This window comes from Xenorhabdus griffiniae (genome assembly GCF_001028135.1).
GTDB classification, from domain to species: Bacteria; Pseudomonadota; Gammaproteobacteria; order Enterobacterales; family Enterobacteriaceae; genus Xenorhabdus; species Xenorhabdus bakwenae.
The window spans coordinates 1-854 of the sequence record NZ_LDNM01000202.1 but is presented as its reverse complement, the minus strand read 5'-3'; the positions used below and the strand labels follow the sequence as shown (position 1 = coordinate 854).

Below are 854 nucleotides of genomic sequence, written 5' to 3'. Positions count from 1 at the left end.
CAGAAAAAATACTCTATAAAGAGTATGGTTCACAAGGTGGGGAAGACCATCTCATTAACTCCAATCCCCCATATTTTTTAGGTTGTAGTAAGAGGTAAAACCCTTGCTCCATGAATAGATTATGTAAATCTTGAGAGTAAGTTCCAATCTTATTATGTTCTTCTCGTTTTTCCCTGAGGTATTCTTTCATATCCAGAGCAATACTATGAAATTTAGAAAATAATAATGGCGTAGTATTGTTAGACTTTTCTGACATAGAGTTCATTATAATCTGCATTTTTAAACCCTTTATTATCTATCTATTTCCCTGAAGTGAGCAGTAAATTGCCTTAATATTTTAGGTTCATATTTAAAATAAATAGGTTTTAAAATGTCAGCATTTTTAACAACATCAATTAAAGAATCTGCGACATAATCAATATGGCTGTTAGTATAAGTCCGACGAGGAATAGTTAACCTCATTAATTCAAATAATGAAGGTTCTTGTTGTCCACTGATTGGGTCTCTGCCCATCATCAATGAACCAATCTCCGTAGCTCTCACACCACTTTCTAAATAAAGAGCATTACAAAGTACTTGAGCAGGAAAGTTTTCTGGTTTTATATCTGGGAATATTTTACGGGCATCTACAAATACAGCGTGTCCACCTACAGGTGTCTGAATTGGAATACCCGCTTTTAATAATTTACTTCCTAAATATTCAACTTGAGAAATTCGGCTACGTAAATGATCTTCGCTCAATGCTTCTTGAAGACCAATAGCCATGGCTTCTATATCACGGCCAGCTAACCCCAGGGCGCGAGCATACTTTGATTAATCCTCAGCCAAAGAAAACCTGTGCACGATAATCATCA

The 854-nt window shown here is 35.5% G+C and carries 1 protein-coding gene; it reads right to left on the bottom strand.

Annotated features, from left to right (window positions below):
- Positions 1-291: 291 nt before the first annotated feature.
- Complete coding sequence (locus AAY47_RS19690) at positions 292-765, bottom strand: beta-eliminating lyase-related protein (RefSeq protein WP_419177451.1); 474 nt, start codon at positions 763-765, stop codon at positions 292-294.
- Between the last annotated feature and the right edge of the window lie 89 nt (positions 766-854).

Bases quoted from the DNA above. Each gene is read 5' to 3' on its own strand.
- AAY47_RS19690 (WP_419177451.1), bottom strand. From the start codon at position 765: ATGGCTATTGGTCTTCAAGAAGCATTGAGCGAAGATCATTTACGTAGC.